Consider the following 5,549-nt stretch of genomic DNA (forward strand, 5'->3'; position numbering starts at 1 on the left):
CCGGCCGCATCCTCGGCCCGGGCGAGGCGCTCCACCACCCGCCCGGCAGCGCCTGCCGCCTCACCGCCCTCCGGGGCGCGCCGACGGCGATCCTCACCGTCCAGCCGGTACGGTCCGCCATGGCTGCCAACGTCCCGGCCCAGCGCAGGAGTTCATCGGAACGGGGAGCCCGGCGGACGGTCGCCGTCACGCCGATGACCCTCGCCGCAGGCGAAGGCCACGAGCCGCTCCGGTATGCGACGTCGGACGCGTTCATCCTCGTCATGTCCGGCACCGGCACGCTCCTTGCCGAGGGTGGCGAAGTCGCACTCCTCCCCGGTGACTTGGTCTACGTCCGGGCGGGGGAGCGGCACGGATTCCGGGCTGGTCCGCAGGGGCCGGTCACGGCGTTGTTCGGCCGCGTCGGAGCTCCGGACCCAGCCGGTGGCCACCCTGCCGACAGCGACCGGCTGCGCGCCCGCTCGTCGCGCTGAGCCATCGCCGTCCCTCCGGAACCCCGCCGCCGGAACCGGTCCTGTGGGACCGGAATGGGACGGCGATCCCATGCGGCCGGGCCACAGTCGTGCGCACAGTGGTGGGTGAGCGATCGATCGGCTCGGCCGTTCCGAAGAAGCGGAGGAGTACCACTCATGGCAACGAACACCACCGCGAAGGCGCTCTGCGTGGCCGGCGCCGCCGTCGGCGCGATCGCCGCAGCAGTCGCGCTGAAGAACGCCTGCACCTCGCCTGCATCGGCGACGGGGTCCGGCACCGGCTCGGCGCCGGACATCGGGGAGTCGCCGCAGGGCTGTCAGCTCGGCCAGAAGTGCAAGCCCCGGCGGCCCTGACAGCCGGCCACGTCCCCGGCCCTCCGACGGCCCTCGGTGCAGCCGGCACCGAGGGCCGTGATGCGGCCGGCTGTCCGGCCGCCCGTCACTCCCCGTGCGCGGAGTCCGCACCGTCCACGGCCCGTCCTCGGGACGGTGAGCGTGGCAGCGTCGCCAGCACCTCGGTGCCCGCGTGCTGCGGCAGCGGTTCGACGGTGCACCGGCCCCCGATCTCGGCGGCCCGGTCCGCCATGGACCGCAGCCCCACCCCGCCGTCGCCGTCACCGTCCCGCCAGGGCGTCTGCTCCCGGAGCCCCACCCCGTCGTCCTGCACGGCCAGGGTGACCGCCTCCGCGTCCACTCGCAGCGTCACCCTGGCGTGGCGTGCCCGGGCGTGCCGCAGCACGTTGTTGAGCGCCTCGGCGGTGATCCGGTACACCGCGACCTCGACCGCCGCCGGCAGTTCGGGCAACGGGTCCGGCGAGACGTCGGCCGTCACCGTCAGCCCGGCGCCGCTGAACGTCCCGGCCAGCTGCCGCACCGCGCGCGTGAGCCCGAACTCGCCCAGCGGCGCGGGCCCGAGGCGTTCGGTGATCCGCCGGACCTCCTTGATCGCCATCCCGAGGTCGGCCGAGATCGCGCGCAGCGTCCCGGAGAGGTCGCCGTCCACCCCGGAAGCCCGTGAAGCCCCTGAAGTCACCGCGGTCACCGAAGTGTCCGAACCGTCCGAACCGTCCGAAGCGACCGAAGCGACCGAAGCGACCGAACCCGTCGGGGCCGAACTCGCAGGAGCCGAGGCCGCGTTGTCCACCCGAAGCCGCAGCCCGGCGAGCGCCGGACCGAGTCCGTCGTGGATGTCGCGGCGCAGCCAGCGCCGCTCCTCCTCCCTCGCCGCGACGATCTGCTCCCGGCTCGCCTGCAAGTCCTCCTGCAGCCGCAGCGACGCGACCGCGGGCGAGGCCTGGTCGGCCAGCGAACGCAGGATGTCGATGTCGCTCGGGTCCAGGTGCTCCTCGCCGTCCCGCAGCGCGACCGTCAACTCGCCGATCTCCCGGCCGTGGTGGACCAGCGTGAAGCCCTGCTCCCGCCCGTCCAGCCGCCCCACCGAGGCGAGCGTTCGCCGGCCGGCCCGCGTACTGACGGTGAGCGCAACGCCGGGCAGCCGCAACTCCTCCGCGACCGTCGCACACAGCGCGGCCGGCAGCGCCTCGGGGTCGACGACCTGCCGCACCCGCCCCGCGAGCCGCCGCAGCACCTGGTACGGCTGCGCCCGCTCGCCGTAGTACAGCCGGTCGACGAGCGTGACGGCCCACCGGGTGGCCCGGGGCAGGCCGGCACCGAGCGTGAACACGAGGGCGATCAGCACCAGTGCGGGTCCGCCGCGCCCCGGCGCCAGCCAGCCGGACAGGACGGCCGCGAGCACCACGAACAGGGCGGTGATCCCGGTGGCGAGCAGCAGTCCGGCGAGGACGCTGCGCGCGGCGCGGTCGAGCCGCCAGCCGCGGTCGCGGATGACGAGGTACCCGACGGCCACCGCCCAGGCGAGCCCGGCCGCGGCGAAGAGCGCGTAGCTGAGCCAGTACGCCTCCCGGTACATCCGCCGGTAGAAGTCCTGCATGCCGGCCCAGAAGAGGTAGGCGGCGAGCATCGCGGCGACGTTCGCCCGGTGTCGCGGGGCGGGTTGCCGCTGCTCGGCCGCCGGGCCGGCCGGCTGGAAGAGCCGCACCAGCAGGACGACGGCGGCGATGCCGATGAGGAGGTAGTTGACGGCGTCCGAGTACCCGTAGAGGTGGTCCTCGATCGTGCCGAAGAACCGGGCGGGCGGGGTGTCCGCGAGCGGGTTGGGGCGGTCGAACACCTCGGGCCTGGCGAGGAGGGACATCGAGCCCGGGACCACCCAGAGTGCGACCGCGGCGATGTACCACCACCAGCGGCGCGTGGTCAGGCGCCCGGCGGGCAGCCAGAGCGGGAGGACGTAGAAGAGCGTGGAGTTGACCGTGTCGCAGAGGACCTGGAACACCGCCGCCGCACCGACGACCCCGGGGTCGTCGATCTGGACGGTCACGGGCGCGGCGGCCGCGTTGGGCAGGATGAGCGTGACCGCGTAGAGCAGCATCACCCAGCCGAGCGGGTTGCCGGGGCGGTGGGCGTGGAGCAGCATCCCGGCGCCGGCGGTCGGCAGGGCGTAGATGAGGATTCCGAGCTCGTTCCTGGGCGTGACGACGCTCGGGTCCCCCAGGTGGGCGAGCACGTAGCAGATCCAGGCCGTGGCGACGACGACGCAGACCGCCGTGACGACCGCCGCCGCCGTGAGCTGCTGCCGGGCCGCCGTCCGCGGCCGGAGAGAGGACACCGTGGTCATGGCACCGCCTCGAAGGCTCGAAGGCTCGAAGGTGGACGTGGGCTTCGGTGGCTCGGGGCTCCTGACGCGGGACGTCGACGGGTGGTCGCCGCTCCGCGGGCCGCGTTCCAGTCTCGGCGGCCCGGTGTCCCGGGCGCATGAGGCAGGGGTCTCGTCCGCCGCCCGGTCCGGGCCACCTCGCCCGTCCTGTCGGTCAGCCGCCCGGATGATCCCCGAGCATGTCACGGAAAGTCACGAGAATGTCGCTGGTAGTGTCGGCCGGGTGGATGAACACAGGGTGGAGGAGCCGCAGCCCGACGGGCCGCAGTCCAGCGCGTCGGCGCCCAGTGCGTCGGAGTCCAGTGCGCCGTCGGGGTCCCATGTGCTGGGATCCGATGCGTCGCCGGAGTCCCGTGCGCCGGAGCCGGGTCTGCTGTCATCGGAAGAGCCGCAGGGCGTCAGGCCCGTCCGTGTCCTGGTCGTCGACGACCACCCGCTGTTCCGCGAAGGCCTGAAGGCGGCCCTGGAGAGCGCCGAGGGCATCTCCGTCGTGGCGCAGGCCGAACGGATCGCCGAGGTGCCGGGGGCCGTCGAGCGGTCCGCGCCCGACGTCGTGATCATGGACCTCTCGCTGCCCGACGGCTCCGGCCTGGAGGCCCTCCGGGCGCTGTCGGGGCGCGAGCAGGCCCCGCCCGTGCTGATGCTGACGATGTCGGACGACGACGGGAACCTCCTCGCCGCCCTCCAGGCGGGTGCCCGCGGCTACCTGGTCAAGGGCGCCGGCCGGGAGGAGGTGCTGCACGCGGTGCGGACGGTCGCGGCGGGCGGCGCGGTGTTCGGGGGCGAGGTGGCGGGACGGATCGCCGAACTGCTGGCGGGCGCGCGGATGCGTGAGGCGGGGCAGCTGTTCCCCGAGCTGACCGCACGCGAGGCCGAAGTGCTCGACCTGGTCGCGCGGGGCCTCGACAACCGGCGGATCGCGCGCGAGCTCGTGGTGGCGGAGAAGACGGTGCGCAACCACGTGACCCACATCTTCGAGAAGCTGCACGTCGGCACGCGCGCCGAGGCGGTGGCCCGCGCCCGCGACATGGGCCTCGGCGACGGCTGACCGTCCCGGCCGGCCCCTGCGCCACCCGCCGAGCCGCTGCGCCACCCCTTGACGGCCCGGGGGCTCGGGCAGATCCTCATGAACGCGTCAACCTTGCGGCCGCGGCACGTCATGACTCCGCACCAGGTGTTCCGCCCGGAGCCCCCAACTCCGGTGCCCGTCCGCGAGGTTCCGCCTTCCCCCGTTCTGCCCCACCGGAACCTGGAGCCCCCCGTGACCGAGCGCACCCTGCGCGGCCTCCGCCTCCGCCTCCGCCGCTCCGCTCTTCGCCGCACAGCTCTACGCCGTGCAGTCCTGCCCGCCACCCTGGCCGGCCTGCTCGCCGCCGCCCTGTACGTCCCCGCCGGCGCGGCCGCTCCGGCCACCCCGGCCGTATGGGCAAAGCCCCTCGCCCCCACGGTCGTTCAGGACGCCCCCGGCATCCCCGTCGCCAACGTCAAGGCCCACCTCGCCCGGCTGCAGTCCATAGCGGACGCCAACAGCGGCAACCGCGCCCACGGCACCTCCGGCTACCAGGCCTCCCTCGACTACGTGAAGGCACAGCTGGACGCGGCCGGATTTACCACCACCGTCCAGCAGTTCGACGACGGGGGCGCGGGCGGCGCCAACCTGATCGCCGACTGGCCGTCCGGCGACAGCGCGCACGTCGTGATGGCCGGCGCCCACCTCGACTCCGTCCAGGCCGGCCCCGGCGTCAACGACGACGGCTCCGGCACGGCGGGCATACTGGAGACCGCCCTGGCCGTCTCGCGGGCCGGGCTCAAGCCCGCCAAGCACCTCAGGTTCGCGTGGTGGGGCGCCGAGGAGAACGGCATGGTCGGCTCCCGGAACTACGTCAACGGCCTTTCCGCCGCCGACCGTTCGGCGATCGACGCCTACCTGAACTTCGACATGATCGGCTCACCGAACCCCGGCTACTTCACCTACCGCCAGGACCCGGCCCTGGACGCGCTGTTCCGCGACTGGTTCGCCGCGCGCGGCATCGCCACCGAGCAGGACTTCGAGGGCGACGGACGCTCCGACCACGCACCCTTCCAGGACGCGGGCATCCGCGTCGGCGGGCTCTTCAGCGGCGCCGACTACATCAAGACGGCCGACCAGGCCGCCAAGTGGGGCGGCACCGCAGGTCAGGCGTTCGACGCCTGCTACCACGCCGCGTGCGACACCAGCGCCAACATCGACGACACCGCACTGGGCCGGATGACCGACGCCGTCGCCCACGCGATCTGGACGCTGTCGGCCACCGGGAGTTGAGGCTTCGGGCCCGCAGAGCAACCGGGGGTGCCGGTCCGCC

General features: G+C 74.0%; 5 protein-coding genes. 4 read left to right on the forward strand and 1 reads right to left on the reverse strand.

From position 1 onward, the window contains the following. On the forward strand, positions 1-473 hold a 473-nt coding region (locus AB0O00_RS28040; RefSeq protein WP_363656367.1), incomplete at its 5' end, for a cupin domain-containing protein. Between the two features lie 156 nt (positions 474-629). Next, a complete protein-coding gene (locus AB0O00_RS28045) occupies positions 630-827 on the forward strand; it encodes a hypothetical protein (RefSeq protein ID WP_363656369.1) in 198 nt (65 codons plus the stop codon). Positions 828-912: 85 nt separating this feature from the next. On the opposite strand, the gene AB0O00_RS28050 is transcribed toward AB0O00_RS28045, so the two are convergent. Next, positions 913-3,159: an ATP-binding protein gene (locus AB0O00_RS28050; RefSeq protein ID WP_363656371.1), complete on the reverse strand. Its 2,247-nt coding sequence runs from the start codon at positions 3,157-3,159 to the stop codon at positions 913-915. 421 nt (positions 3,160-3,580) lie between these two features. On the opposite strand from AB0O00_RS28050, the gene AB0O00_RS28055 reads away from it, so the two are divergent. Continuing rightward, complete coding sequence (locus AB0O00_RS28055) at positions 3,581-4,255, forward strand: response regulator transcription factor (RefSeq protein ID WP_363656373.1); 675 nt, start codon at positions 3,581-3,583, stop codon at positions 4,253-4,255. 294 nt (positions 4,256-4,549) lie between these two features. Continuing rightward, positions 4,550-5,509, forward strand: coding sequence for a M28 family metallopeptidase (locus tag AB0O00_RS28060; protein WP_363656375.1), 960 nt, complete (start codon positions 4,550-4,552; stop codon positions 5,507-5,509). Positions 5,510-5,549 lie beyond the last annotated feature (40 nt).

The organism is Kitasatospora sp. NPDC093558 (assembly GCF_040683475.1).
Lineage (GTDB): Bacteria > Actinomycetota > Actinomycetes > Streptomycetales > Streptomycetaceae > Kitasatospora.